The 26,662-nt window shown below is 66.8% G+C and carries 22 protein-coding genes; 9 read left to right on the forward strand and 13 right to left on the reverse strand.

Going from position 1 to position 26,662, the window contains the following annotated elements:
• Positions 1 to 56 precede the first annotated feature (56 nt).
• From araA to mmsB, 5 genes are all read left to right on the forward strand, one after another.
• Positions 57 to 1,577 carry an L-arabinose isomerase gene (araA, locus tag AC1D1S_RS01095; protein WP_476993530.1) on the forward strand — a complete coding sequence of 507 codons (1,521 nt, stop codon included), beginning with the start codon at positions 57 to 59 and terminating at the stop codon, positions 1,575 to 1,577.
• Complete coding sequence (locus AC1D1S_RS01100; RefSeq protein WP_476993531.1) at positions 1,574 to 2,476, forward strand: aldose 1-epimerase family protein; 903 nt, start codon at positions 1,574 to 1,576, stop codon at positions 2,474 to 2,476. Before araA ends, AC1D1S_RS01100 begins: the two co-directional genes overlap by 4 nt.
• Positions 2,477 to 2,720: 244 nt before the next feature.
• Positions 2,721 to 3,845 carry a multiple monosaccharide ABC transporter substrate-binding protein gene (chvE, locus tag AC1D1S_RS01105; RefSeq protein ID WP_368859392.1) on the forward strand — a complete coding sequence of 375 codons (1,125 nt, stop codon included), beginning with the start codon at positions 2,721 to 2,723 and terminating at the stop codon, positions 3,843 to 3,845.
• 108 nt (positions 3,846 to 3,953) lie between these two features.
• A complete protein-coding gene (gene mmsA, locus AC1D1S_RS01110; protein WP_459383514.1) occupies positions 3,954 to 5,483 on the forward strand; it encodes a multiple monosaccharide ABC transporter ATP-binding protein in 1,530 nt (509 codons plus the stop codon).
• A gap of 5 nt (positions 5,484 to 5,488) precedes the next feature.
• Positions 5,489 to 6,778, forward strand: coding sequence for a multiple monosaccharide ABC transporter permease (gene mmsB, locus AC1D1S_RS01115; RefSeq protein WP_243178201.1), 1,290 nt, complete (start codon positions 5,489 to 5,491; stop codon positions 6,776 to 6,778).
• Positions 6,779 to 7,070: 292 nt separating this feature from the next.
• On the opposite strand, the gene AC1D1S_RS01120 is transcribed toward mmsB, so the two are convergent.
• The 3 genes from AC1D1S_RS01120 to AC1D1S_RS01130 are packed head-to-tail and all read right to left on the reverse strand — an operon-like array spanning position 7,071 to position 8,812.
• On the reverse strand, positions 7,071 to 7,325 hold the full coding sequence (locus AC1D1S_RS01120; protein ID WP_476993532.1) for a PfkB family carbohydrate kinase: 255 nt from the start codon (positions 7,323 to 7,325) through the stop codon (positions 7,071 to 7,073).
• 11 nt (positions 7,326 to 7,336) lie between these two features.
• Positions 7,337 to 8,065: a PfkB family carbohydrate kinase gene (locus AC1D1S_RS01125; RefSeq protein WP_476993533.1), complete on the reverse strand. Its 729-nt coding sequence runs from the start codon at positions 8,063 to 8,065 to the stop codon at positions 7,337 to 7,339.
• 54 nt (positions 8,066 to 8,119) lie between these two features.
• The gene (locus AC1D1S_RS01130; protein WP_476946246.1) at positions 8,120 to 8,812 is read right to left on the reverse strand and encodes a GntR family transcriptional regulator; all 693 of its coding nucleotides are present in this window, start codon (positions 8,810 to 8,812) and stop codon (positions 8,120 to 8,122) included.
• A gap of 106 nt (positions 8,813 to 8,918) precedes the next feature.
• On the opposite strand from AC1D1S_RS01130, the gene AC1D1S_RS01135 reads away from it, so the two are divergent.
• The 4 genes from AC1D1S_RS01135 to AC1D1S_RS01150 all read left to right on the forward strand — a co-directional run bounded on the left by AC1D1S_RS01135 (position 8,919) and on the right by AC1D1S_RS01150 (position 14,658).
• Positions 8,919 to 9,677: a LamB/YcsF family protein gene (locus tag AC1D1S_RS01135; protein WP_476942756.1), complete on the forward strand. Its 759-nt coding sequence runs from the start codon at positions 8,919 to 8,921 to the stop codon at positions 9,675 to 9,677.
• Between the two features lie 94 nt (positions 9,678 to 9,771).
• Entirely contained in the window at positions 9,772 to 11,112 is a 1,341-nt protein-coding gene (locus AC1D1S_RS01140) for an MFS transporter (protein WP_243178206.1), read from the forward strand.
• 46 nt (positions 11,113 to 11,158) lie between these two features.
• Complete coding sequence (locus AC1D1S_RS01145) at positions 11,159 to 12,907, forward strand: 5-oxoprolinase subunit B/C family protein (RefSeq protein ID WP_476946334.1); 1,749 nt, start codon at positions 11,159 to 11,161, stop codon at positions 12,905 to 12,907.
• Complete coding sequence (locus tag AC1D1S_RS01150; protein WP_476993534.1) at positions 12,907 to 14,658, forward strand: acetyl/propionyl/methylcrotonyl-CoA carboxylase subunit alpha; 1,752 nt, start codon at positions 12,907 to 12,909, stop codon at positions 14,656 to 14,658. Before AC1D1S_RS01145 ends, AC1D1S_RS01150 begins: the two co-directional genes overlap by 1 nt.
• Before the next feature lie 66 nt (positions 14,659 to 14,724).
• Here the strand turns inward: AC1D1S_RS01150 and AC1D1S_RS01155 are convergent, their stop codons facing one another.
• The 10 genes from AC1D1S_RS01155 to AC1D1S_RS01200 all read right to left on the reverse strand — a co-directional run bounded on the left by AC1D1S_RS01155 (position 14,725) and on the right by AC1D1S_RS01200 (position 26,562).
• Positions 14,725 to 15,951 (reverse strand): glycosyl hydrolase, encoded by a 1,227-nt coding sequence (locus AC1D1S_RS01155; RefSeq protein ID WP_476993535.1) that lies wholly within the window; start codon positions 15,949 to 15,951, stop codon positions 14,725 to 14,727.
• A gap of 149 nt (positions 15,952 to 16,100) precedes the next feature.
• A complete protein-coding gene (locus AC1D1S_RS01160; RefSeq protein ID WP_243178209.1) occupies positions 16,101 to 16,529 on the reverse strand; it encodes an ATP-binding protein in 429 nt (142 codons plus the stop codon).
• Positions 16,522 to 16,854, reverse strand: a complete 333-nt coding sequence (locus AC1D1S_RS01165) for an STAS domain-containing protein (RefSeq protein ID WP_476993536.1) — start codon at positions 16,852 to 16,854, stop codon at positions 16,522 to 16,524. Before AC1D1S_RS01165 ends, AC1D1S_RS01160 begins: the two co-directional genes overlap by 8 nt.
• On the reverse strand, positions 16,838 to 18,835 hold the full coding sequence (locus AC1D1S_RS01170; RefSeq protein ID WP_476993564.1) for a glycosyltransferase family 2 protein: 1,998 nt from the start codon (positions 18,833 to 18,835) through the stop codon (positions 16,838 to 16,840). Before AC1D1S_RS01170 ends, AC1D1S_RS01165 begins: the two co-directional genes overlap by 17 nt.
• 140 nt (positions 18,836 to 18,975) lie before the next feature.
• Positions 18,976 to 20,190, reverse strand: coding sequence for a PP2C family protein-serine/threonine phosphatase (locus tag AC1D1S_RS01175; RefSeq protein ID WP_476993537.1), 1,215 nt, complete (start codon positions 20,188 to 20,190; stop codon positions 18,976 to 18,978).
• Positions 20,191 to 20,478: 288 nt separating this feature from the next.
• Positions 20,479 to 21,246 (reverse strand): GntR family transcriptional regulator, encoded by a 768-nt coding sequence (locus AC1D1S_RS01180; protein WP_243178212.1) that lies wholly within the window; start codon positions 21,244 to 21,246, stop codon positions 20,479 to 20,481.
• 51 nt (positions 21,247 to 21,297) lie between these two features.
• Positions 21,298 to 21,987, reverse strand: coding sequence for a hypothetical protein (locus AC1D1S_RS01185; RefSeq protein WP_230012466.1), 690 nt, complete (start codon positions 21,985 to 21,987; stop codon positions 21,298 to 21,300).
• A gap of 73 nt (positions 21,988 to 22,060) precedes the next feature.
• Entirely contained in the window at positions 22,061 to 22,882 is an 822-nt protein-coding gene (locus AC1D1S_RS01190; RefSeq protein ID WP_043436900.1) for an HAD-IIA family hydrolase, read from the reverse strand.
• A 217-nt stretch (positions 22,883 to 23,099) separates the two neighbouring features.
• Positions 23,100 to 24,509: an ethanolamine permease gene (gene eat / locus AC1D1S_RS01195; protein ID WP_476993538.1), complete on the reverse strand. Its 1,410-nt coding sequence runs from the start codon at positions 24,507 to 24,509 to the stop codon at positions 23,100 to 23,102.
• Between the two features lie 301 nt (positions 24,510 to 24,810).
• Positions 24,811 to 26,562, reverse strand: a complete 1,752-nt coding sequence (locus AC1D1S_RS01200) for a glycerol-3-phosphate dehydrogenase/oxidase (protein ID WP_476993539.1) — start codon at positions 26,560 to 26,562, stop codon at positions 24,811 to 24,813.
• Positions 26,563 to 26,662 lie beyond the last annotated feature (100 nt).

The following is a 26,662-nucleotide window of genomic DNA, read 5'->3' on the forward strand; positions in this document are numbered from 1 at the left end:
GGCCCACAACCAGGCCCCGAAGCCGCGTCGCCCCCAAACCATCCGCAGGAGAAAACATGTCCAACGCCAACAACACGTCCCTTGAGCAGTACGAGGTCTGGTTCCTTACCGGCAGCCAGCACCTCTATGGCGAGGACGTCCTCAAGCAGGTCGCCGCCCAGTCCCAAGACATCGCTGACGCGCTGAACGCCTCCGCCGACGTCCCGGTGAAAATCGTCTGGAAGCCCGTGCTCACGGACTCGGACGCCATCCGCCGCACCGCCCTGGATGCCAACTCGGACGACGCCGTGATCGGCGTGACCGCGTGGATGCACACCTTCTCCCCGGCCAAGATGTGGATCCAGGGCCTGGACCTGCTCCGGAAGCCGCTCCTGCACTTGCACACCCAGGCCAACGTCGAACTGCCGTGGGCGGACATCGACTTCGACTTCATGAACCTGAACCAGGCCGCGCATGGCGACCGCGAGTTCGGCTACATCCAGTCCCGCCTCGGCATCCCGCGCAAAACCGTCGTCGGCCACGTGTCCAACCCCGAGGTGTCCCGCCAGGTCGGATCCTGGCAGCGCGCCTCGGCGGGTTGGGCGGCCGTCCGGACCCTCAAGCTGACCCGTTTCGGCGACAACATGCGCAATGTCGCCGTCACCGAAGGGGACAAGACCGAGGCCGAGTTGCGCTTCGGCGTCTCGGTCAACTCTTGGTCCGTCAATGAACTCGCCGACGCCGTGCACGTCGCGGCAGAGTCCGACGTCGACTCCCTCGTCGCCGAATACGAGCGACTTTACGACGTGGCCCCCGAACTCCGCGCCGGCGGCCCGCGCCACGAGTCGCTGCGCTACAGCGCCCGGATCGAGCTGGGGCTCCGCAGCTTCCTGGAGGCCAACGGCTCGGCCGCCTTCACCACGTCCTTCGAAGACCTCGGCGCACTGCGCCAGCTGCCGGGCATGGCCGTCCAGCGCCTCATGGCCGACGGTTACGGATTCGGCGCCGAGGGTGACTGGAAGACTGCCATCCTGGTCCGGGCAGCCAAAGTCATGGGCGCCGGGCTCCCCGGCGGCGCCTCGCTCATGGAGGACTACACCTACCACCTCGTCCCGGGCCAGGAGAAAATCCTGGGCGCGCACATGCTGGAGGTCTGCCCGTCCCTGACCGCCGCCAAGCCGCGCGTGGAAATCCACCCGCTGGGCATCGGCGGCAAGGAAGATCCCGTCCGCATGGTCTTCGACACCGATGCCGGCCCCGGCGTCGTGGTGGCGCTGTCCGACATGCGCGACCGCTTCCGCCTCGTGGCCAACGCCGTCGACGTCGTGGACCTTGAACAGCCGCTGCCCAACCTGCCGGTGGCCCGTGCCCTCTGGTCGCCCAAGCCGGACTTCGCCACCTCCGCTGCTGCCTGGCTGACCGCCGGAGCCGCCCACCACACTGTGCTTTCCACCGCCGTCGGCATGGACGTCTTCGAGGACTTCGCCGAGATCGCCCAAACCGAACTGTTGACCATTGACGACGGCACCACCATCAGGGGCTTCAAGAAGGAACTCGCCTGGAACGCCGCCTACTACAAGCTTGCCGGCGGTCTGTGACCGGGGACGAATACGGGCTCCGGCACGGGGAGTACACCGCCGTCGTCGCCGCCCGCGGTGCAGCGGTGCGGACGCTGCAGTTCCGCGGGCGGGACCTGATCGTCCCGTTCCCGGCCGGCGGGCCCAACCCGGACTTCCGCGGCGTCATCGTGGCACCCTGGCCGAACCGGATTCCCGACGGGACGTACACCTTTGGCGGTGCGGACTACGAGCTCCCGGTCAACGAACCCGACCGGCAATGCGCCCTGCACGGCTTCACCCCGGGGCTGGAGTGGAGGCTGGAGTCCCGGACGGATTCCGCCGTGGAGTTCTCCTGCGCCATCGGGCCGGTGCCGGGCTACCCCTTCGCCTTGTCGATCACCGCCAGCTACCGGCTGGCCAGCGGGGGCCTGCACACTGACGTCACAGCAGCCAATGTGGGGCAGCGGTCCGCACCCTACGGGGTCTGTCCCCACCCGTATCTGCTGGCCGGGCCGGCGCCGCTGGACCAATGGAGCCTGGAGGTGCCGGCACGGACGTTCCTCGAGGTCACGCCGGACCGGCTGCTGCCGATCGCCACCCGGTCCGTTGAAGGACACGGATATGACTTCCGCGCGGCCCGCGTCATCGGTTCTACCAAGATCGACCATGCCTTCACCGACATGGTGTTCGACGGTGACGGGCAGGCACACGTCGTGGTCCGGGACCCGGGCGGGACCGGCGTCGGCATGGCCTGGGACCGCAGCTGCGCCTGGCTGCAGCTCTACACCGGGGATGCTGAACCGCCGCTGCCCGGCCGGCTCGGACTCGCCGTGGAACCCATGACCTGTCCGCCGGATGCCTTCAACACCGGCACGGACCTCGTGCGGCTCGGACCCGGAGCCTCGCACCGCGCGGCCTGGCGCATCTTCGCCGTGTGAGGGTCCGGCGGCGGTCCGAAGGAGATTGGCGCCGAATGTGCGTTGACTCACATGTTTCAAGAAGCTATCTTTGACCATATTGTTAGCGATAACAATCAGCCGCAGTTCCCTTGGTGGCTGAACCCCCGTTCCATTCAGACCTCCGCAATCCTCCCGCTGTTACCGCCCCGCAGGGGCACGATGACGTGCAGGACTGCGATCAGGAGCAACTTCGCGGACTATGGGTCCGCGGAAGGAGAAAATTGTGAAGATCAGGAAACTCCTGGGCGCCGTCGCGGTTGTCCTCGCTGTGACCGTAGGGGCCACAGGCTGCGGCAGCAGGCCCGGCACGGCCGCACCGGCCGCCAGCGCCGACGCCGCCGGTTCCCTCGTCGGTATCTCGATGCCGACGCAGACCTCGGAGCGGTGGATCGCCGACGGCAAGAACGTCTCGGAATCCTTGACGAAGCTCGGCTACAAAGCCGACCTGCAGTACGCCAATGATGACATCCCCACCCAGGTGTCCCAGATCGAGAACATGCTCACCAAGGGTGCCAAAGCCCTCATCGTCGCGGCCATCGACGGCACCACGCTGACCGATGTCCTCGCCAAGGCGAAGGAGCAGAACGTCAAGGTTATCGCGTACGACCGGCTCATCAACGGCACGCCGAACGTCGACTTCTACACCACCTTCGACAACTACACGGTGGGCGTCCAGCAGGCCACGTCGTTGCTGACCGGCCTGGGCCTTGTTGACGCCAGCGGCAAAAAGGTCGAAGGCAAGGGCCCGTTCAATGTGGAGCTCTTCGCCGGCAGCCCGGATGACAACAACGCCAACTTCTTCTGGACCGGCGCCATGGACACCCTCAAACCGTACCTGGACGCCGGAACCCTGAAGGTGCCCAGCGGCCAGACCAAGTTTGAGCAGGCTGCGATCCTGCGCTGGCAGGCCCCCGTGGCCCAGAAGCGCATGGAGGACATCCTCACGGCCGCCTACAGTTCCGGCACCAAGCTCAATGGCGTCCTCTCCCCGTATGACGGCCTCTCCATCGGCATCATTTCGGCCCTGACGAGCACCGGCGGCTACGCCAAGGGAAGCCTGCCGATCGTCACCGGCCAGGATGCCGAAAAGGGTTCGGTGAAGTCCATCACCGCCGGCGAGCAGTACTCCACGATCTTCAAGGACACCCGCCAGCTGGGAGCCCAGGCTGTGAAGATGGTCGACGGCCTCCTGAAGGGTCAGGAACCCGAGGTCAACGACACCAAGACCTACAACAACAAGGTCAAGGTCGTCCCTGCGTACCTGCTCAAGTCCGTCATCATCACGAATGAGAACTACAAGAAGGAACTCATCGACTCCGGTTACTACACGGCGGCCGACGTCAAGTAGCCACGTCGAAGGGTGGCGGGCCGCCGTCGAGTCCGGGCCGCCACCCTTTCCCGCAGACTCCTGCAGCCGCAGGACGTCTCAGGTACTACCAGTCAGTGAGAATTGGCGATGAACACACCCATTCTTCAAATGCGAGGAATCACCAAGACCTTCCCGGGCGTGAAGGCCCTCCAGGACGTCACTCTGCAGGTGAACCGCGGCGAAGTCCACGCCATCTGCGGTGAAAACGGCGCAGGGAAATCCACCCTGATGAAGGTCCTGTCCGGCGTCTACCCGCACAGCTCCTTCGACGGCGACATCCTCTTCGAAAACGAACCCTGCAACTTCTCCAGCATCAGCGACAGCGAGAAGCGCGGAATCGTGATCATCCACCAGGAGCTGGCACTGAGCCCTTACCTGTCCATCGCCGAGAACATCTACCTCGGCAATGAACAGGCCAACCGCGGCTGGGTGAACTGGCGCAAGACCAACCTGGAGGCCGCGAAACTCCTGGCCCGGGTGGGCCTGAGCGAAAACCCGGTCACCCCCGTCCAGCACATCAGCGTGGGCAAGCAGCAGCTCGTGGAAATCGCCAAGGCACTCTCGAAGGAGGTCAAGCTCCTTATCCTCGATGAACCGACGGCGGCCCTCAACGACGAGGACTCGAGCCACCTGCTGGACTTGATCCTGCACCTGAAGGGCCAGGGTGTCACCAGCATCATCATCAGCCACAAGCTCAACGAAATCCGCAAGGTTGCGGACGCCGTCACCATCATCCGCGACGGCAAGACGATCGAGACCCTCCGCCTGGGCGACGGCGAGATCACTCAGGAACGCATTATCCGCGGAATGGTGGGCCGGGACCTGGAAAGCCTGTATCCGGACCGGCAACCACAGATTGGCGAGGAAGTCCTGCGGATCGAGGACTGGTCCGTCCGGCACCCGCAGGACTACAGCCGGGTGGTGGTCAACAACGCCAGCCTCAACGTGCGCAAGGGGGAAGTGGTGGGGCTGGCAGGACTGATGGGTGCCGGCAGGACGGAGCTGGCCATGAGCGTCTTTGGACGGAGCTACGGCACCGCCACCTCGGGGAAGGTGTTCAAACACGGCACGGAAATCAACACTTCCACCGTCTCCGACGCCATCAGGCACGGCATCGCCTACGCCACTGAGGACCGCAAGCTCTACGGTTTGAACCTCATCGAGGACATCAAGCGGAACGTATCCATGGCGGCGCTGCGCAAGCTGGTCAAGGGCGGCTGGGTGGACAAGAACCAGGAAACCGTGGTGGCCAACGACTACCGGAAGAGCATGAATATCAAGGCCCCCTCGGTTGCCGCCGTCACGGGCAAGTTGTCCGGCGGCAACCAGCAGAAAGTGGTGCTGAGCAAGTGGATGTACTCCGATCCGGACGTGCTGATCCTCGACGAACCCACCCGCGGCATCGACGTCGGCGCGAAGTTTGAGATCTACACGATCATCGCGAAGCTGGCCGCGGAAGGAAAGGCGGTCATTGTGATCTCCTCCGAACTTCCCGAACTGCTGGGCATCTGCGACAGGATCTACACCCTCTCTGCCGGGCACATCACCGGCGAGGTCCCGATCGCCGAAGCATCACAGGAAACCCTCATGCACTACATGACCAAAGAGAAGGAATAGCGAACATGTCCGCCCTCCGAGAATCCCTGGGCTTCCTGACAAGCCGCCTCCGCCAGGTTGGCATCTTTGTCGCCCTGATCCTGATCGTCCTGCTGTTCCAGATCCTGACGGACGGGATCCTGCTGGAGCCGCAGAACGTCACCAACCTGGTGGTCCAGAACAGCTATATCCTGATCCTGGCCATCGGCATGGTGATGGTGATCATCGCCGGCCACATCGACCTGTCCGTCGGTTCGGTCGCCGGCTTCATCGGCGCCTGTGCCGGTGTCATGATCGTGCACTGGGGCTGGGAGTGGTGGCTTGCTATTCCGGCCTGCCTGCTGATCGGCGCGCTGGTGGGTGCCTGGCAGGGCTACTGGATCGCGTACGTCGGCATTCCCGCCTTCATCGTCACCCTCGCCGGGATGCTGATTTTCCGCGGCCTGACACTGATCGTTCTCAAAAACCAGCAGATCACGCCGTTCCCCGGCGAACTGCGGGCGCTGGGCGGCGGCTTCCTGCCGGACATTTCCGGCGGCACGTCGGTGCTGGAGTGGCTGACGGTCATCCTTGGCGTCGGCGCCACCCTGGCGCTGGTGATCCAGGCGGTCAAGGAACGCCGGATCCGCAAGAAGTTCGAACTCGAGAACGAACCGGTGGCCTGGTTCGCCACCAAGACCGCGTTCATTGCCCTGCTCATGCTGACCATCACCTTCCTGCTCGCCAGCTACCGGGGCACCCCAATCGTCCTGATCGTGCTGGCGGTCCTGGTGATCGTCTACACGGCCCTGATGAACAACAGCGTCTTCGGCCGGCACACCTACGCACTCGGCGGCAACCTGCACGCGGCTGAGCTGTCCGGCATCAAAACCAAGGTGGTCACCTTCCGGCTGTTCGTGAACATGGGCGTCCTTGCCGCACTGGCCGGCCTCGTGTTCACGGCCCGGCTGAACTCCGCCCAGCCGGCCGGCGGCACGGGCTTCGAACTGGACGCCATCGCGGCGGCGTTCATCGGCGGCGCCGCAGTCACAGGCGGCATCGGAACCGTGGCAGGGGCCATGATCGGCGGTCTCATCATGGGTGTCCTCAACAACGGCATGTCGATCCTGGGCCTCGGCACCGACTACCAGCAGCTCATCAAGGGCCTGGTGCTGCTCCTCGCCGTCGGCTTCGACATCTTCAACAAGAACCGCAGCGGCAAGGGCGGTGGGATCTCGATCATCGAGCGTCTCAAGCTGAAAACCCCGCCCGCGGCTGATGTTGACACCGGGAAGCCGGCGGCAGAGCATCCGGTCCCGGTAGCGGCCGGAAAGTAGCACGGGATACTCCAGACTGCTGCGACCGGGGCCGGCCCCCAAGAGGCCGGCCCCGGTCGGGCGTTTATTGCGGGTCTTTGCTGGGCCGCTACCGGGCCGCCGATTGCGCCGTCTGGTCCTCCGCGGCGGCGCCCGGTTCGCCGGCGATGATGGCGTCGACTTCAGCCTTCTCCTTGGCCCCCCAGGTTTCGCGGGTGTTCAGCCGGCGTGGTCGTTGCCGAGTGCGATTTTCATGGGTCTCCTTCGTGCGGGACTGAGTGCGGGACGTTCAGGCGGGGTGTTGCGGGTTTGGCTATGCCGGTACTTCATCGCGCCATGGAATCGATTCCATGGCGCCGGGGCGCGTCACGGCGACAGCGGAGGCATGGGTGGCGTGGAGCATTGCCGCAGGCAGCTCGCGGTCGCTGCCGGCGAGTGATGCGGCGAGGTAGCCCACGAACGTGTCGCCGGCTCCAGTGGTGTCCCTGGCGTCCACTTTCGTCGCCGGCACATGCACGGGACTGCCGTCAACGACGGTGAAGGATCCTTCCGCGCCGGCGGTGCACACGATGGCCGGCCTCAGGAAGGGCGGGAGCGACGTGACCAGGTCCGGTGGTTTCCTTGGATTCCGGCCAGGCCGGTGAGGCCGGCGAGAACCTGGATTTCCTGTTCGTTCACCACCAGGAGGTCGACGTCCTCGAGCAGCGCCTCGATCTGCCGGGGGGCCGGGGCGGCGTTGAGGATGACGAATGCCCCGCGATTCTTCGCGGTCCGAGCGGCCTGCCGGACCAGCGCGGTCGGGATTTCCAGCTGCAGGACCAGGACGTCGCCGGCCTGGACGGCGGCGAGTCCCGCTTCGACGTCGGCGGCGGTAAGCCCGGCGTTTGCACCCGGACTCACGATGATCTGGTTTTCGCCCTGGTCATCGACCGCGATGACCGCCGTTCCGGTGGCGGCGGTGCCGCTGACCCGAACGTGGCCGGCATCGATGCCAGCCTCGGCGAGGACCTCAAGAATCCGCCGGCCATGGGCGTCGTCGCCGACGGCGCCGGTGAACGTCACCGCGGCGCCGGCCCGGACAGGGGCGGAATTGAGGGGCGCTTCCGTCACGATGACGTTGGTCCCGGTGGAACGGAGCGCGCGCGCCTGGGCGTTGGGGTGGAAGTCCAGCTGGGTGACGGCGGCGGCCACCCTCTGGCGGGACTCGGCGGAGGTTGCCGGGTTTCCGGAGAGCACCCTGGACGCCGTGGCGGGGGAGGCGCCTGCCAGTGCCGCCACGTCCTTGATGGTGATGGATGGTCCCGTCACTGCTGCCGCCTCTCGCGCTCAAACCAAATCATGGAATCGATTCCATGGAATCGTTCACTCGCCGTGGACGGCGGCCTGGCGCTCCTCGGACCGGTTCAAATAGGCCAGCAGCAGCGCGCCGGCTTGGTCCAGGTCTCCGGCTTCCAGGGCGGTGCAGATTTCCTCGTTGTCCGGCAGGTAGCCCCGGTAGAAGTGCGCGTCCACGGTGGCCTTGTGGAAGAACAGCCGCATCTCGGCCAGCACCTGGGACATGATCGTGTCCAGCCGCCGGCTGCCTGCCAGGGCCACGATCGCGCCATGGAAATGCTGGTTGGCGCTGCCCAGGGCCTCCTCGTCATTGGCGGCGGCGGCGGCCTTGCCCTCTTCAACGGCAGCGCGGACCGCGGCCACGCGCTCCGGGCTCCCGCCGCCGCGGATCGCACTGACTTCAATGGCGCGGCGCACGGTGTAGACGTCGTGGATGTCGCCGGCCTCGAGTCTGGCCACGAAGACGCCGCGGTTGGGGTGCCGGACCACCAGGCGCTCGGCCGCCAGTTCGGCGAAGGCCTCGCGGACCGTGTTGCGGGAGACGCCCAGGTCTTCGGCGATGGTCGACTCCGTGAGCCGGGCTCCCGGCAGGAGCAGGCCCTCCGCCAGTTGCAGGCGCAGCTCGGCCGCCACCCGGTCCGCCACGGACGGGACGGCCACGCGCAGCCGCGCCGCAGCTGCGCCGAGGGCGGAGACGGCAGCTGCATCGGGAGTGGTCATAGTGCCGAATCTACACGATTGTCCCAATGTTGAATCGTCGGATTGTTGAACAATCCGTGAAATTGATGCATCCTAGTAGGGGGCTATCATGAGACGAGGATCACAAATGGCAACCATTGACCTGAACAGCGACGTTGGCGAGTCCTTCGGCCGCTGGACCCTGGGCGACGACTCGGCGATGTTCCGCTCGGTCTCCAGCGCCAACGTGGCGTGCGGATTCCATGCGGGCGACCCGAGCGTCATCCGCCGGACCTGCCGCGAGGCGATTGGCGCCGGCGTCGTGATCGGCGCCCACGTCGGCTACCGCGATCTCGCCGGCTTCGGCCGCCGCTTCCTGGACATCGACCCGATCGAACTGGCCGACGACGTCGTCTACCAGATCGGTGCCCTGCAGGCGCTGGCCGCCGTCGAGGGCGGCACGGTTAAGTACGTCAAGCCGCACGGCGGCCTCTACAACGCGATCGTCTCGCACACCGCCCAAGCGAAGGCCGTCGTCGACGCCGTGAAATCCGTTGACCCGAACCTGCCCATCCTGGGCCTGCCGGGCTCGGAAGTGCTGCGCCTGGCCGAGGCCGCCGGCCTCCGCGCGGTGACCGAAGCCTTCGCGGACCGGGCCTACAACCCGGACGGCACCCTCGTGTCCCGCACGCTCCCCGGAGCCGTGCTGGAGGACCCCGCTCTCGTCACTGAGCATGTCCTCCGGATGGCCACCGATTCCGCCATCCGCACCATCGACGGCTCCATCCTGAAAATCCGCGCCGAAAGCATCTGCGTGCACGGTGACTCCCCGGGGGCCGTCGCCATGGCCGCTGCCGTCCGCGAAGCGCTCAACGCCGCGGACATCACCATCGCCGCCTTCGTCTAGGCCGCAGCTTCACCGCTTCACACCCCGGTTCCGCCGGGACCACCCGCACTTAAACCCAAGCAACAGGCAGCACCCCGCACACCTGGAGGAAACCATGACTGCAGCACCGCATCAGGCCACCCCGGCCGCCGGCAAGAGGAAGCTCCCGCCCGGCGCCCTCAAGGCCTACGTCGCGAGCCTCACCGGCACCTCGCTGGAGTACTACGACTTCGCGATCTACTCCGTGGCCTCGGCCCTGGTGTTCCCCAAAGTCTTCTTCCCGGGCAACGACGAATTCGTCGGGCTGCTGCTGTCCTTCTCGACCTTTGCCGTGGGCTACCTCGCCCGTCCCATCGGTGGCGTGATCTTCGGACGGCTCGGTGACAAGATCGGCCGCAAGAACGTCCTCGTGACCACCCTGCTGCTCATCGGCATCGCAACCGTGCTGATCGGCGTGCTGCCCGGCTACGCCGCCATCGGCCTGGCCGCTCCCACCATCCTGGTGCTCCTGCGCCTGGCGCAGGGAATCGGCGTTGGCGGCGAATGGGGCGGAGCCGTGCTGCTCTCGAGCGAATTCGGCGACCCCCGCAAGCGCGGCTTCTGGTCCTCCGCCGCGCAGATCGGTCCGCCCGCCGGCAACCTGATGGCCAACGGCGTCCTTGCCGTGCTGGCCGCGACGCTCAGCAACGAAGACTTCCTCTCCTGGGGCTGGCGTGTAGCCTTCCTCGCCTCGGCCATCCTGGTGGTCTTCGGCCTGCTGATCCGGCTGAAGCTCGAGGAAACGCCCGTCTTCAAGGCCATCAAGGCCCACGGCGAACAGGCCAAGGCCCCCATCAAGGATGTCTTCACCAAGGAACCGCGCGCCCTCGTTTCGGCCGCCCTGTGCCGTGTCGGCCCGGACGTGCTGTACTCCCTGCTCACGGTCTTCATGGCCGTCTATGCCACCAAAGAGCTGGGCATGACCACCAGCAACGTCCTCAGCGCCATCCTGATCGGCTCCGCATTCCAGCTGGTCCTGATCCCGGCGGCGGGCGCCCTCACGGACCGCGTCAACCGCCGCCTCGTTTACGGCGTCGCCGCCGTCGGAACGGCCGCATACATCCCGCTGTTCTTCCTCATGATCCAGGGCAAGTCGGTCTTCATGCTGACCGTCGGCATTGTGATCGGACTGGCGTTCCACGCCTTCATGTACGGCCCGCAGGCTGCCTACATCACCGAACAGTTCCCGGCCCGGTTGCGCTATGCCGGCAGCTCGCTGGCCTACACCCTGGCCGGCGTGATCGGCGGCGCCGTCGCACCGCTGGTCTTCACCGCCCTCTTCGCCGTCAGCGGCAACTGGTTCCTGATCGCCGGCTACCTCGCGGTCGCCTCGATCGTGACGGTGATCGGACTGGCCATTGGGCGCAACCCGCAGCCCGAGGAAGAAGAGCGGCTCCTGCAAGATGCCCGCGCCTGAGCGGCGCGGATCCTGTTCACCGGCACAATGATTGAGGCAACTCGTGATTGAGACAGCAGGGGAACCCCTGAAGGTACAAGCCGCCGCAGCAGGCGAAACCGCAGTTCACAAGGTCCGCTCCGTGCGGGCCGTGGGGACGCGCGCGGTCCTCGCTGAGCTCTCCGGCACCCAGGACGTGCTCGCCCTGCAGGCACTGCTCCTCGAGAAGCCGCTGCCGGGCCAGCAGGACATCCTGGCCGCGGCCGAGACCGTCCTGGTCAAGGCCGAGTCCCCGGCCTCGGCCCGGCGCATCGCCGCCCGCCTGATGCAGCTCGACCTCACCGCACCCGTCCAGCGCGACGGCGAGCTGGTGGTCATCGACACCGTGTACGACGGCGAGGACCTCGCCGAAGTCGGACGGCTCACCGGCCTGGGAACCGACGGCGTGATCGCCGCCCACTCCGGGCAGATCTGGACCGTGGCCTTCGCCGGCTTCGCCCCCGGCTTCGGGTACATGATCGGGGAGAACCAGCAGCTGGAAGTGCCGCGCCGCAGCTCGCCCCGCACCGCAGTTCCCGCGGGGTCCGTGGCGCTGGCCGGCAACTACTCGGCCGTGTACCCGCGCCGTTCCCCGGGCGGCTGGCAGCTGATCGGGCGCACCAACGCCAAGATGTGGGACCTGGACCGGGAGCCGCCCGCCCTGGCCGCCCCCGGCCACCGGGTGCAGTTCCGTCCGGTCCGGGATGCACTCGCGCTCGCGGCCGAGCCAGTAGCGGAGCCCGCTGTCGAGCCGGCCGCGGCGCCTGCGGCCGAGGGCACCGCGCCGGAACCGGTTGCCGGGCAGGATGTCATGGCCGGGATCCGGATCGTTTCACCAGGCCTTCAGAGCCTGATCCAGGACCTCGGCCGGGACGGCCACTCCGGGCTGGGCGTCTCCGCCGCCGGCGCGCTGGACCGGGCCTCGCTGCGCCGGGCCAACCGCCTCGTCGGCAACGCCCCCGGCGCAGCCGGCATCGAGACCGTCGCGGGCGGACTCAAGGTCCAGGCCGTGGGGGACCAGGTCCTCGCCGTCGCCGGGGCGCCGTCGGAATTGAGTATCGCGTCCGCTCCGGACGATGCCGGCGATACGTGGAAGCGCACCGTGCCGGTGGCGACTCCCTTTGCGCTGCTCGACGGCGAAACGCTCAGCATCGGTGCGCCGCACAGCGGCTTCCGCAGCTACCTCGCGGTCCGCGGCGGGGTGGATGCCGCCCCGGTACTGGGCAGCCGCTCCACGGACACCATGTCCGGGATCGGTCCTGCGCCCCTGGCCGCCGGGCAGCAACTGGGCGCCGGCGGAGAAGCCGAGACGGGCGTCGTCGGAAATCCCGAACTGCAGCCGGACTACCCGGGCGCCGGGGTGACCGTCCTCGACGTCGTCCCCGGCCCCCGCGCCGACTGGTTCGATCAGGCGGCACTGGACTCCTTCACCGCCCAGGACTGGGCCGTGCTGCCGCAGTCCAACCGCGTCGGAATGCGGCTGGACGGTACGCCGCTGCAGCGCAGCCGCCAGGGCGAACTGCCCAGCGAAGGCACCGTCGCCGGCGCCCTGCAGGTCCCGCCGGAGGGCTTGCCCGTGCTCTTCCTGGCCGACCATCCGATCACCGGCGGCTACCCGGTGATCGCCGTGGTGGTCGACTCCCAGCTGGACCTCGCCGCCCAGGTCCCGATCGGCGGCAGGATCCGCTTCCGCTGGGCCGAATCCGCCACCACCGAACACCCCACCGAACACGGCACTACTGAACACGCCACCACCACAGAAGAAGCGAGTAACTGATGCGCAAGGTCCTGATCGCCAACCGTGGAGAAATCGCGGTCCGCATAGCCCGGGCCTGCGACGACGCGCAGCTGGCGTCCGTCGCTGTCTACGCCGACATCGACGCCGACGCCCTGCACGTCTCGGCCGCGGATGAGGCGTTCAGCCTGGACGGCAACTCGCCCGCGGACACGTACCTGAACATCCCCAAGCTCCTCGCCGTGGCGGCCCAGTCCGGTGCGGACGCCGTCCACCCCGGCTACGGCTTCCTCTCCGAGAACGCCGACTTTGCCCAGGCCGTCCTCGACGCCGGGCTGACCTGGATCGGTCCGACGCCGGACGCGATCCGGCTGCTCGGCAACAAGATCACGGCCCGCGACGCGGCCGTCCGGGCCGGCGCACCCCTGGTGGCCGGCAGCGACGGTCCCGTCGACACGGCGGCCGAGGCCCGCGCTTTCGCCGAAGAGCATGGCCTGCCGATCGCCATCAAGGCCGCCTTCGGCGGCGGCGGCCGCGGCATGAAGGTGGTCCGGGTCATCGACGAGGTCGAGGAAGCCTTCGACTCCGCCGTCCGGGAAGCCGTTGCCGCCTTCGGGCGGGGCGAGTGCTTCGTGGAGCGCTACCTGGACCGTCCGCGCCACGTCGAGGCGCAGGTCCTGGCGGACGCGCACGGCAACGTCGTGGTCGTCGGAACCCGCGACTGCTCCCTGCAGCGCCGGCACCAGAAGCTCCTGGAAGAGGCCCCCGCGCCGTTCCTGACCGACGAGCAGACCGCCCTGATCTACGACGCCGCCAAGGCCGTCTGCCGGGAAGCGGGCTACTCCGGCGCCGGCACGGTGGAATTCCTCGTCGCGGCGGACGGCACCGTGGCCTTCCTGGAGGTCAACACCCGGCTCCAGGTGGAGCACCCCATCACCGAGGAAACCACGGGGATCGACCTCGTCCAGGAACAGTTCCGGATCGCCGCGGGCGAGCCGCTGCGCCTGGTCGAAGACCCGGCACCGCGCGGACACGCCTTCGAGTTCCGGCTTAACGCCGAGGACGTGGGCCGCGGCTTCCTGCCCTCGCCCGGCACCATCGGCGAATTCGCCGGCCCCACCGGCCCGGGCATCCGCCTCGACACCGGCGTCCGCTCCGGGTCCTTCGTCGCGCCGCAGTTCGATTCCCTGCTCGCGAAGCTGATCGTCACCGGCGCGGACCGCCAGCAGGCCCTGCGCCGTGCCCGCCGGGCCCTCGCCGAAATGCGGATCACCGGCGTCGCCACCGTGCTGCCCTTCCACCGGGCCGTGCTGGAATCCCCGGACTTCACCTCCGAGGACGGCCTCGGGATCCACACCCGCTGGATCGAAACCGACTTCGCGGACAGCATCCCTGCCGATCCCGACTACAGCACCACCGCGCCCGACGGCGAACGCCGCACCATCACTGTCGACGTGGACGGCAGGCGCCTCGCCGTCGGCCTTCCGGCCGATCTGCTGGACGCCTGGGCCCGCTCGGGCAGTTCAGCGCCCGCCGGGGTGTCGGTAGCGTCCGACGGCGGTGCCGCCGCCGCCGGCGACCCGGGGGAGCTGCGCGCGGACATGGCAGGGACAGTCGTGAAATGGCTCGTCGAGCCGGGAGCCGAAGTCTCGGCCGGGGACCCGGTGGTGGTCCTTGAGGCCATGAAGATGGAAACCCAGGTCTCCGCGCACCGGGACGGCACCGTCACCGACGTCCGCACCAAAGCGGGCGGGGTTGTCACGGCCGGCGCGGTGCTCGCGCTGATCGGGTAGCCATTTTCCGGCAGTGTCGGGGCCGTTTCCGTCGGCGGAAGCGGCCCTTTTTCCCTGCGTGTTTGGCTATCTGCGGCGCGCTGCCAGGGCGGACGCCAGAGCGGTGGCGGAGCCGGGACTGCTGTCGATCCGCCAGTCTGTTTCCTTGTTGAAGTTGAACCAGACCACTGCTGTGACATCGGGCTGGGCAGTCAGATAGCTGATCAAGGCAGTGTTCCAGTCGGCTTTGGACCCGCCTTGTTCGGCAGATGAAGTCTCTGCCACGAGCACGTGTTTGCCTGGGGCAAGCCGTCTCAGTTCGGACAGGCCCGGGCCGAAGAGCTCCGATGGCCAAAGCCAGCTGCTCCAGGCTGCTGATGTACCCCAGTTGTAACCGTCGAGGGCCACTTCATCCACGTAAGCGGAGCCCGGATACAGCCCGTCGAGCGGGGTTGACCCCCAATACGGAACGTTGGGATTCCAGACCCAAGAGATGTTGGAGGCGCCGGTAGCAGCAACGACGTCATGGACGTGCCGCCACGCCGCAGCGTAATCGCCGGGTCCGTTTCCGTTGACTCCCTCAGACCAGGGGTACCAATTGCCGTTCATTTCGTGCCCGAAGCGCACCATCACTGGATGCCCCCAGGCTGCCAGCGCCTGGCCCCACTGCCGCAAGTAGGGGTCGAAGTTGCCGGCCGTAATGCGGTCCAGGGCATAGGCCGGCTGATCGGTTCCGCCGCCCCAAGCCCAGGGCTCCCAGGTCAGCAGGGCTACGGCGCCTCGGCTGCGAACAGCATCCAGCTCCGTGATGGGCGGGCCTTGATTGAAGTCCTTGTAGGACAGAATGACCGACGGCGCTTCCCCGGCGAGGGACGCGGCCCCGTCCAATTCCGCTTGGGCCAGCGGCCCGCCGGGGGTGCCGACGCCGAAGCGCAGCGGCGAGCTGCTGATGACGGGGGGCAAAGGTTCCGCCACCGGCGCGGCCGCCACGACCGTAAAGCCCGTCGACGCCTTGACGGTGCCGGATACGGCTTGGACGTCAAGGACCGGCTGGGACGTTTGCGGGATAACGACGTCGGCGGTGAAGCCTCCAGAGGCACTGACCTTGAAGGCGACGAAACTGGCCCCGGCGCTCACAGTTCCGGAGCCCTTCTTGGGAAAACCGGTGCCGGTGACGGTGACCGCGGTTCCGGCCGGGCCCTTGGCCGGGCTGAGGCTAAGGGACGGGGAGGCGGCCTGGGCGGGTACCGCCGCGAGGGACAGGCTGAACGCCATGAGGACAAGAACGCAGGCCAGGCTTAGCAGCGGCTTCATCGTGGCTCCTTGGCCGGGCCCGGCCAAGCGGGGCATCCTGACGGAACGCGGCTTGCCTACGGAAGCCACAATATCCAGTATCCGTCAGGACGGTTCCGCTCCGGGGTCAAACGAAGCAGGAGATCCCGAGGATTGTCCAAGGATTCCGCTCAGTCGCGCAGCGGGGACTTTGACAGGATCCAGGTGTTCGTCCCGTCCTGGCGCTTGAATGTCACGGTGGTAACCAGGGCGCGAATAAGGGCGAGCCCGCGCCCTGATTCAGCCTCGCCGTCGGGCATGGCGGCGTCAGTGTCAATGGGGTCGGGGCAGACGGCATTGAAGGCACTGACCCGGGCCTCCAGCCTGACGGACGTAGCGCTGATGTCGACCCCGAGTTCCACGGGCTTCGTGGATTCGGGAACGGCGTGCTGCACCACATTGCTGGCAGCTTCGATCACGGCCGTGGCGAACGTCATGCGGTCCAGGTCCGGAACGAAGGAAGCGTCATCCCACAGTTTGTCGAGCTCGGTATGCACGGCCTCGATGGCTTCCGGAAGTGCCGTCTGGCGGAGCGTCCGCCGGGCGAGAATGTCAGTCATCCCCGAAAGCTTCAGCCGCGGAGGGGTACGACGTCAGGACTTTGTCCATGCTCGTAAGGCCCAGGACCATTTGAACCTGGGGCTGGACGGCCGCGATCCGAAGGTCGCCGCCGGCTTGCCGGGCGGCCTTGAGGCACCCGATGAGCGCTCCAAGCCCGGACGAGTCCATGAACGCTGTCGCTTCGAGGTTGATCACGATCCGGGCCGAGCCCGAAGCGACAACTTCCGCCACCATTTCCCGCAGTTTCGGCGCCGACACCATGTTGAGCCGGCCGGCGGCTGTTATCTCGGCGTAGCTGTCTTTCACTTCAAAGCTCAGGTCCACGGAGGGCCCTTTCGGTGGAGGTCTCGTTGCTGGTGTCGGGGTCATCGCCGGAACCGCCGGCAGAGTATCCGCGGTACAGGACGGCCCGCACCAGGATGCTCATGACGATCAGGTCAAACACCACCCAGAATACGTTGACGAGTGTGCCGATCGGCTCGGACATTCCGGCAACGAGCCGCCCAATCCCAACAGCCGACGCGATGAACAGTACGACCGACACGGCGATCTGTGGGCGGATCAGGCTCCATCGTGGACCTCCAGACTGGCGGTCCTTCGGCGTGACGGCGAAGCCGAGGGGATGCCCGAACCAGACGTTCCGGGCCGCCGTCGTACATGCTTTGATCCAGGTGGGGAACAGGGCGAGGCTGTACTGCTGACCGCGCCAGGTGGGGATGCCTCTGCCGGCAACGGCAAAGAGGAGCTGGTTGACCACCATGAACGGAATGAATCTCAGGAAGAAGTCGGCGCTCAGGCTGGTGACGGGCAGGATCCCGAAGAGCAGGTAAATGATCGGCGCGGCGAAGTAGACGACGGCGGCGAAGCCGCTGAGGTAGGTCCACATCGTTGCGAAGTACATAAGCCGCTGGCCCAGCTTCAGCCCGCGCTGAAGGAGCGGGTTCTCCCGCAGAAACACCTGGATGGTGCCCTGGGCCCAGCGCAGGCGCTGGGTCAGCATAGTGCCGATGTCTTCCGGTGCCAGCCCGTAGGCCAGGACCTCGTGGTGGTAGACGCTTTGCCATCCCATGGCGTGCATGCGCATGGAAGTCGCCATGTCCTCCGTCACGGAGATCGTGGCCAGCGGCATGACCGGCTGGGCCTCGTCGGTCCGTTCCACCGATAACGCGTCCAGCACCGCCTGCACGGACTCGATTGCCCCAAGGGGAGACCAGTCCCGGGCCGCCATGCGCTGCACTGCATCATCGGTCACCACGGGCACTCCGGCGTCACCGACCTCCACCGGCGCCATCGCGGCAATTTCCTTCAGGTCGGCCTGAAGTGCGGACACATCGGCCAGCACCAGCGCCTGGACGGCCTGGTCCACCCGGCGTCGTGCCCGGTACGTGATTTCGCTGAGTGAGTCGCCGGCGTCGAGCCGGCGGCGGGCCTCTTCGGTTGCCGCTTCGACCTCGTCGAGGGTGTGCTGAATCAGCAAGGATTCGCCGGTTGCCGCTTTGCGTGCCTTGCGGATAGCCGCCCGGGATGCGCTGAGGGCGCGCCGGATACTCTTCTCGGTTTCCTTGACGTACCCCGACAGTCCCAGCTGCATGAGGGCCTCCCTGCGGAGGATGGCGTTGGAGCCGCAAAAAAAGGCAGCGTTCCAGCCGTCCTTGCCCTGCTGGATGGGGCCGTAGAACAAGGGCGCCTGGCTGCCCAGGGGATCGTCGGCCGGGACGTTGCTGAAATATTGGGGCGTCTGGACGAGGGCGACTTTGCGGTTGTTGAAGTAGCCCAGGGTCTTGTCCAGAATGTCCGGTTCGGGGATCTGATCCGCGTCGAGAATGAGCAGGAACTCGCCCTCGGTTTGCATCAGGGCGTTGTTCAGATTCCCCGCTTTCGCGTGCCGGGGCATCCCGCTCCATTCCGCGCTTCGGGTCACGTACCCCAGTCCGCTCGCCGCGGCCAGTTGCCGGAGCGCGGGCCTGTCACCATCGTCAAGTATCCAGGTGCTGTGCGGGTGCCGGATCTTTTGGGCGGCAAGCGCCGTCGTCATCACCAGCTCCAGAGGCTCGTTGTACGTCGTAATGAAAACGTCAACCGTGGCGTCCGCGGGGGCCGGTGCCGGCGGTGTGCGGGACTTTAGCCGCCAGACTGTCATTCCGAAGAGCAGCACGTCGATCAGGCTGTAGGTCTCGGCGGCGACCAGCGGCACGGCGATCCACCACGCGTCCCAGTTCAGTGACGCCAGCCAGCGCCAGGCCACGTAGTTGACGCCGGCCAGCAACGTCAGGAGCACGAGGAGCCGTACCCCGAAGAGCTRCACGGCGCTCCCGGAGCGTTGCTGTGGCGCGTCGGCGCCGTCCGGGTCTGGGCAGCGCGGCGTTTCGGTCACGCGAGCGTCCTTTCGCGAGGGGTGAGTGGGCATCCTGCCGGGCCTCGGTGCGGCACCCAGGGCGGGCGCACTTAGTCGGATTCTGGTTCGCGCTGGAGCAGGACCGCAGTGATGTCGTCCAGGATGCCGTGTTTTCCCCGCCGGTCGCAGAGTTTCTTCACGGCGGTGTCCGGATGATCCTGCGCCTGGCGGCTGTCCAGGGCTGCGGCGAGACGGCCGAGGTCACCGCCGTGCAGGTCCAGGAGGCCGTCCGTCGGAACCAGGAGGGCATCGCCCGGGGCGAGCCGGAAGGTGTGCGTTTCCCAGCTTTGCCCGGGTATCAGGCCCAGAGGCGGCCCCGTCGGGGACAGGCGTTCAATCGTGAAGTCGGAACGGAGGATATAGCTCAGTCCCTGGCCGGCGTCCGCATAGTGGCCTGTGCCGGTTGCAGGGTCGATCAGCGCGTGGAACACCGTGGCATAGGAGCCCACACGGGCCAAGGTATCGTCGAGGCTCCCCGACACGTCCTCGAAGATGCGGGACGGCCCGGCTTCCCAGCCGGTGTGGGCGAAGGCGGACCGGACGGTGCCGGCCACGATTCCCGGACCGATGCCTTTGCCCATGGCGTCGCCGACGGTAATGCGGAACTGGCCGGCCGCGGTCATGCCGAGCTCGTAGAAGTCACCGCTAAGCCCGGAGGCAGGGTAAAAGCAGGTGCCCAGCGAGTAGCCGGCCGGTGCAGGGGGAGTGGGCGCAAGCAGGGCCCGTTGCACCCGGGCTCCGTTGTCGATGTCCCACGAAAGGTTCATTTCGCGCTGGATGATCTCAGTGAGGTCCTCGAGGATCTTCTGCTGCTCTGCGCTGAATACCCGGGGCGCCTGGTCGATGATGCAGAACGTTCCGACATGCGTGCCGCCGGGCCCGGTGAGGGGATGGCCCGCGTAGAACTGGATATGGGGATTGCCGGTCACGAGCGGGCTCTGCCGGAAGCGTTCGTCGGTGAGGGCGTTCTCCACGATCATGGTTCCCGAGGACTTGATCGCCTCGGTGCAGAACGTGTCACGCCGCTCCGACTCGCGGGCGAGCGGACCGACGAAAGATTTCAGGAATTGCCGGTCCTCGGCGATCAAGGAAATGCTGGCCGCACTGACACCGAAAAGCCCCTGAGCGAGCCGCGTGATCCGGTCGAAGCGCTCCTCCGAGGGTGTGTCCAGAAGGCGGGTTCTGGAAAGGTCCTCCAGCCGCGCCCACTCCGGGGCTTCAGCCCCGCTGAGGCGCGATTCGGATTGGTAGCCCGTGCTTGTCATACGTCCTTCACACATCTGAGGCGATTGAGCCCAACGAGGCCTGTACGGCCGTTCGACGTGGGCGTCCGCTGTCCTCGCGGCGGGCTCCCACCCTTCGATCGAGCTTCCCGCCAGCCAGCGGGACCCGGTCACGGCAACCCTACCGTCGATCCGTGTTCAGGGCGTTGTCACGTCTTAAACGAGCCCGTATAAGGCAGTCTCCGGCCGGACAACCTCCACAACGGGAACGGCCGGGCACGCTGGGGAGCGTGCCCGGCCGTGTGTCCGGTGTTTGTGGTTGTTGCCCGGTCAGGTCCGTGACTCTGAGAGGGCCGGAGCGGCCTGGACCTGGTGGGCGGGTGGCTGGGCGCGGCGGTTGAGCCACATTTCGAAGACGTCGCTGGTGTGCCACTCGAAGGAGGCGAGCACCGGGGTGCCGTTGATGTCGTAGTCGACCTCGTCGAAGTAGAGCAGCGGGACGCCTTCGTTGACCTGGAGCTGTGCGGCCTCAGGGGGTCCGGCGAGGACGGGGAGCAGCTTGGCCCGCCCGTTCCGGACGCCGTAGTTGAGGGTCTCGAGCAGGTCGAACAGGGACGGGCCGAGGTTGGACCGGGCCGCTTGGGGCACGAGGGCCAGAGGGACGCGGTCGAGGCTGTAGACGACGGGCCGGGCATCGGCGAACCGGACCCGTTCGACGATGACGACCTCGGCCCCGCGGTCCAGGCGGAGCCGGGCCCGGTCGCCGTCATCGGCGGGTACCACGCGCTGGGAGATGATCCGGATGCTGGGGGTGAACCCGGCGGCCTGAATCATCGCGGTGTAGCTGACGTTCAGGTCCAGCGCATGGCGCTGCGGCACCCTGGTGACGTAGGTGCCTTTGCCATGGAGGCGGGAAAGGTACCCGGCGTCGATCAATGCCCGGTAGCCTTCGCGGACAGTGGCGCGGCTGACCGCGAACTTCACCGACATTTCGTCCTCGTTGGGGAGCCGGTCGCCGACGTTATACGTGCCATTGCTGATGAGCTCGGTGAGTTCATCTCGAACCTGTTCTGCAAGATTTGGCCGGCGACCTGACATGGTGTCCTCCCTGGGGCAATAAATCCAGTGTACTGGCGGTGAGGGTTCTGGTTAGACGCGGGCGCCGGCGGCGGCGTCGGCGTAGGACAGGGCGGTGCGGACCTGGGACACGACGTCCTTTTCACCGGGGAGCTTGCCGTCGAAGATGGCCGCGCCGATGGTGAAGCCCCAGACGCCGGCTTCGGCGAGACCGCGGATCTGGTCCTCGTTGACGACCGAGCCGGCAGCGATGGTGGGCCCATCGACAACGCGGGCGACGGCGGCGGTGAGTTCCAGCGGATCGACGGTGGCGTGGCGGTAGGCGAGCAGGTCCACGCCGTGGACGCCCTCGAGCTTGGAGAGTTCGGCGGCGTGCGCGGTGATCTCCTCGATGGTGCCGAGCAGTGCGCTGGGGTGCCCGGCGACGCGGCCGGGGAAGGGGGCGAACTTGATTCCGGTGCCGGCGAGCTTCTCGACGGCCTCGGCGGCGAACTTGCCGCCCACGATCCAGTCCACGCCGGCGGCGATGGCGGCGTCGATGGAGTCCATCTCATCAGCCTTGTCGACCGAGACCACCTCGAGGTAGACCACCAGGTCCGCGGCGTGCGCGGCGGCGGTCAGCTCACGTGCCTTCTCGGCGGTGGCGCCGACGTCCTTGAAGCCTATGTGGCGCAGCCCGGTGTCCTTGACCTGCTCGAGGACCTCCAGGGCGTTGTCGACGGTGCGGTCGTTGTGGGTGAGCATGAAGATGAATTCAGACATTGTTCTTGTTCTTTCGCTTGTGGTGGGTGGTGCCAGGTGGGTGCTGCTGCTGGTGGGGTGGTGCGTGTGCGGGTCAGGCGGGGAGGAGTCCGCGGACGTCGTCCAGGACGTGGGTGGGCAGGATGCCGGAGGCGGCGAGGTGGTCATCGGTGGTCGCCCCGGACATCACCAGGGCCGAGGCCATGCCGGCATTCAGGCCCATGGCGACGTCGGTCAGGAGCCGGTCCCCGACCATCACGGCCTCGTGGGCCGGGACGCCGAGGCGGTGCAGGAAGGCGTTGGCCATGTGGACGCTGGGTTTGCCGACGATCGCTTCGGCGCGTCCGCCGGTGCAGGCCTCGATGGCCGCAAGCATCGCGGCACAGTCGGGCAGGCCGCCGTCGGGGGTGGGGCAGTACGGGTCGGGATTGGTGGCCACGATCACGGCGCCGGCCTTCACGGCCTGGTAGGCGCGGGTGAGTTTGTCGTAGTCGAAGGTCCGGTCGAAGGAGACCACCACGACGTCGGTCTGGGCCGGGTCCTCGGTCAGGGTGAACCCGGCGCCGCGCAGCGATTCGATCAGGACCGGTTCGCCCACGGCCAGGACACGGGCCCCGGGGTGGCGGCCGGCGAGGTACAGGGTGAGCGCGTCGAGTGCGGAGATTACGTCCTGGGCCTGGGCCGGGATGCCGAGCCGGGTCAGCTTCGCGGCGTAGGCCTCGGCGGTCTCGAGCGGCTTGTTGGTCACGAAGACCACCCGGGCCCCGGAGTCGCGCAGCGCCGCCACGACGGTGTCCGCGCCCTCGATCAGGTCATCGCCCAGATACAGCGTGCCATCCAGGTCGAAGGCGTAGCCCCGGTAGAGCGGGGCCGCTTCGCGGCGGCCGGTTTCTTTGGCCAGTAGTTCAACGGGCATCGTTGCCCTCCTTTCGGCCCCTTGCGGGGCACAATACAAGTCTAACGTTAGACGTCTAACGACTCAAGTCGATGATGGAATCTTTGGAAGAAAGTTTCGCGGTGTGGTGCTGGTGCCGGGCGGGGGCTGCCGGGTCGCGGCGCCCCCGCCGGGCGGTCGGCCAGATCAGCCTGGCGGGCTGGCCGGGCTGTCGGGCTTTTTGGTGGGGCTGGGTTGGTCAGGCGTCCGCGGTGAGGGCCTGGTCGGTGAGGGCGAGTTCTTCTTCGGCGGTGTAGTTGCCGACGCGCTTGCGGCCGACGGCGAAGTAGTAGGCCATGAACAGGGCCACCATGATCACGGCGATGACGAACGCGAGGGGGAAGCTGACCAGGGCTGCGGGGATCAGGATCCCGGCCAGGATCAGTGCGATCCACATCGTGACGCGTCCACCGCGTGCCTTGTAGGGGCGGTGCAGGTCGGGGCGCTTCTTCCGCAGCACCAGGGCTRCAGCCATCATCAGCATGTAGGACACGGCCGCGACGAGCACGGAGAGAGTGACCAGGACCGGGATGGCGTCCGGGAGGATGGTGGCGCCCAGGATGACGAAGACGAAGCCGATGACGCCGGGGACGATCAGCGAGCCGACCGGTGCGTGATGCTTGTTGAGCTTGGACAGTGATGCCGGCAGGTAGCCTGCGCGGGACAGGGCGAAGGTCTGGCGTGAGTAGGCGATCACGATCGCGTGGAACGAGGCGACCAGGGCGGCGAGGCTGAAGATCGCGATCACCGGGACGATCCAGGTCTGGGATCCCACGACGTTGGACAGGGCCACGGTCAGCGGGGCCGCTGCGCCGGGGAAGTCGGACCCGCCGACGCCGGCGGCGACGGTGAGGGTGCCGAGGCCGATCACGGCGAGGGTGATGAAGGCCATGATCAGGGCCTTGGGGATGTCCTTGGCCGGGTTCTTGGTCTCTTCGGCAGCCATGGGGAGGCTTTCGATGGCGAAGAAGAACCATGCGGCGAGCGGCAGGGTGGCCCAGAGGCCGCCGATGCCGTTGGGCAGGATGGCTCCGCCCGAGTAGGCGTTCAGGTTATCCAGTGACATCTTCGGCGCACCGATCACCATGAAGACAATGAGGCCGACGACCGCGACGGCGGTGAACACGAATTCGATCTTCATCGAGTTGCCGGCGCCCAGGAGATGGACCACGGTCGAGCCGATGTAGAGGACTGCGGCGCTGACCAGGACCGGCACGTCGGGGAAGAGGACCTGCACGTAGGCGCCGACGGTCAGCGCCACCGCCACCGGGGCAAACACGAATTCCAGAAGGACGCTGACTCCGGCGAGGTAGCCCCAGACCCGGCCCAGTGCTGTGCGGACGTAGGCGTAGGCTCCGCCGGCGTGGGGTACTGCTGCGGACAGTTCGCCGATCACGGTTGAGAGGCCGGCGTAGAGCAGGCCCATGATCGCGATTGCGATTAGGTAACCCCAGTAGCCAGTGAGGCCCAGGCCCGCGTTCCAGCCGTAGTAATCACCGGAGATCACGGCGCCGACGCCGATGCCCCAGAGCAGGACGGGCCCTGCAACCTTGTGAAGATTCTTCTTCTTGTGCTCCGCCTGCACTGGCGAAATTGTGGCTTGTGACACTGACCTGCTCCTTTGCGGGTTGTATCCATCATCGGCGCCACGGGAGGTGGGCCGTCTGATGTTTGACGAGGAAGCCGCGGGATTGCTCCGGTGGCTGGGTGCCGGGCTGAAATCAGCGCTCCGGGACCGGGTGTTACGAAGGGGTGTTACGAACGGCCGCCGCGGGGGCGGCGGGCCTGGCTTTTCTCTGGCGTCATCGGCAGGGAAAATGTCCGGAAGGGGCTTTCGCGACCTTGTTCATCAAGCATACCAAGTCGTTAGACGTCTGACAAGAGTAAGTTTGTGTTGTTTTCCGGGACGGTTAGGCGTGCAGGCCGGCCGCCGCGCGGGCGGCAGGAACTGCCCTTTTCATGACAGCATCTGCAGAGGCGTCATCGGGTACGGAGATCGCTTCCCGCTGGAGGCGCACGAATTCCTGATAGCGCTCCAGTTCGTCGTCGACGTCTTGCGCAGTCCAGTCCAGGGCCGGGGCCACGGCCCTGGCAACCTCGGACGCGGCTTCTTCCCCGAAGTCCTTGGATTCAATGGAAATACGCAGGCGGCGCTCAAGGACGTCCTCCAAATGCAGGGCCCCCTCGTGCGTCACCGCGTACAGCGCTTCAGCCAGAAGGGCGCCGCCGCCGCCGCAGATCTCCAGCCCGAGCACCCTGTTCTCGGCCACAGGCTTCAAGACTTCAGTGGCCATGTTTCCGTATCGACCGACCAGGCGGGCTGCGTGGCTGGACGGCAGTCCGAGGGTTTCGAGCATGTAGGCGCAGACGCTTTCAATCTCGGCGGCAACGAAGTTTTCGCCACCGAGGAGGGGCAGGTCCAGTGTTTGTGAGGGGCGGGCAGTGCTTCGCCCCCGTGTCGCGGCGTCCACAGCGTCCTTTGCCATGACCCTGTAGGTGGTGAGTTTGCCGCCGGCGATCACCGCGATGCCCTCGTGGGGCACGTCAACGACGTGTTCCCTGCTCAGCTGCGCGGTCGAGCCTGCCTTGCCTTTCACGAGCGGGCGGAGTCCGGCGTAGACACCGAGGATATCGTCGTGGAGGATCGGGACCTCGAGCACCTTGTTGACGTGATCGAGCAGGTACTGGACGTCCGCGGAGGTGGCGGAGGGATTCGTTTTTCCCAGGTCCCATGGCGTGTCGGTGGTGCCGATGATCCAGTAGTTGCCCCAGGGGATGACGAAAAGGACACTTGCCCCTGCCCGCAGGATCAATCCCATGGTGGACGGGAAGCGATCACGGTCGACGAGGATATGAACCCCCTTGGACATGGTGACTTCGACTGCCGAGTCGACGCCGATCATGGTTTGCGATTCTGCGGTCCACACACCCGTTGCGTTGATGATGGAGCGGGCCCGCACCTCGAACCGCTCATCCGTCTCTTCATCCGAGACGAGTACTGTGTGGTCCGCGCTGCCGGTGCCGGGCATGATCTCCACTGCGCCGGCGCGATTCATCGCATGGACGCCCCGTGACACCGCAGTGCGCACGATCGTTGCGACCAGCCTGGCGTCATCGACCTGGGCATCAAAGTAGCTGATGCCCCCACGGCATGCAGCACGGTTCAGGCCGGGCAGTTCAGCCCTGACGCGCTTGCGGCTGAGGTGGCGGTGCAGTCCGACGCCCGGGTGGCGGCCGCCGGCATAGCTGAACAGGTCATACAGGGCCATCCCGGCCCCCACATAAAACCGCTCAGCCAGCGGCGCGGTGACGGGGTAGAGGAACGAGACAGGCCTGACGAGATGGGGTGCGATTGTGCGCAGGAGAAGGCCGCGCTCCACAAGGGCCTCCTTGACCAGCTTGAAGTTGAGCTGCTCAAGGTAGCGGATTCCGCCGTGCACCAGCTTGGAGGACCGGCTGGAAGTGCCGCTGGCCCAGTCGCTCTTCTCGATAATGCCAACCGTAAGTCCCCGCGATGCCGCATCGAGGGCAGYGCCGGCGCCGACAACGCCGCCGCCAATAACAAGCACGTCGAGTACTTGCGACTTCATCGCAGCGCGGGCTGCTTCGCGTTGCGCAGTGTTGAGTCGCCCGGTTCCGGGGGAAGTGGCGGTCTTGCTCATTGTGGCCTCCATGGGTCTGCCTGCCTTTCGTGGCCAGGCTTCATCAGCATCAAAGGTCATTAGACGTCTGACGAATAAAAGTTGGTGTTGTTTGTTTGGG

The organism is Arthrobacter sp. P1_A5, from assembly GCF_056406825.1.